Origin of the sequence: Micromonospora craterilacus, assembly GCF_003236315.1 — a bacterium.
GTDB classification, from domain to species: domain Bacteria; phylum Actinomycetota; class Actinomycetes; order Mycobacteriales; family Micromonosporaceae; genus Micromonospora; species Micromonospora craterilacus.
Genome location: NZ_POTY01000500.1, coordinates 1 through 1,065, shown reverse-complemented (window position 1 = coordinate 1,065; position 1,065 = coordinate 1). Strand labels below are relative to the sequence as shown.

Genomic DNA, 1,065 nt, shown 5'->3' with positions numbered 1-1,065 from the left:
TGGGTAGGGGGCGGCGGGTGCGGGCGACGTGTTGGAGCATGTCGCCGATGTCGACGCGGCGGTTGCGGTCGCGGTCGGCGAGGGCCAGGAGGGCGCGGGCCTGGTCGAGTTCGGTGGCGGCGTTGGCGCGGGTGTCGAAGCCGCCTCGGCGGAGTTGGCGGCGGCGGCCCTCGGCGGTCAGGGGTAGTTCGAGTTGGTAGTGCCAGTGACCATGGTCGGAACTCCAGGCGCGGTTGGCGCGGCGGAGTTTGGGGCAGTGGTTGCCGAGCGGTTTGCCGGTGTGGGTGTCGCGGCAGCCGCATCGTTTGAAGATTGAGCCGTCAGGCATGGGGTCGGAAAGCTCCTCGGTGAAGGGGTTGCTGGTCGTGGTGCTCGGGGTGAGCTGCGGTTTTCGTCGACGGACATGGACGCGTGCCTTCGGTGCGCGATCAAGTCGCCCCAGGGATGTGATCGGCGTTGTCGTCTGGTGAGGCCGCGCAGCGTCCGGACGGTGCCGGAGCCGGGATGTGGATCACGGTGTACGACCAAAGTCCCGCGCCCGTGGCGCGCCGCGAAGGCAAGCCTGTGAAGGCGTGGCCGGGGCAGCGGTATCTCCGGCGCGTGCGCCGGGCACACGAGCGCGGCCAGGGCCGGTGGAACCCTCGTCGGTGCCAGGTCGTGGTGTTCGAGCTGCGGCCATCTCGGCGAAACCGGAGGATGCCGCCTCTGCCGGGCTGGCCTTCCTGACAACTGGTGACAGCCGGGGCGCCCAGCTGAATGCGGGGACCGGTGTCGACCCGGCAAGGGGCACAGGTTCGGCGAGGACGCCGGAGGCACGGCACAGTCTGGGCGTCCGCCCTGTGAAGGCGGGTGCCGTGCGTCCGGCGGGTTGGCTGGGCCGCCCCTCGACCGTCCGGCTGGCCGGGGCGGTCGAGGGGCGGCGGTCAGGTGGTCAGTGCGGCTGGTAGCTGTGGTCGCCGTCGACGATGGCTTCGTCGCCCGGCCGGTCGGGGTCGTGGATGGGGTGTGGGGCGAGTGGCTCGACCTTGCCGCAACAGGGGTCGTCGGGCGGCCACAGGTGTGGGG

At 71.5% G+C, this 1,065-nt stretch carries 1 pseudogene; it reads right to left on the bottom strand.

Annotated features, from left to right (window positions below):
• Positions 1–328 (bottom strand): annotated as a pseudogene (locus tag C1I95_RS34080) (site-specific integrase); the annotation flags it as partial.
• Positions 329–1,065 lie beyond the last annotated feature (737 nt).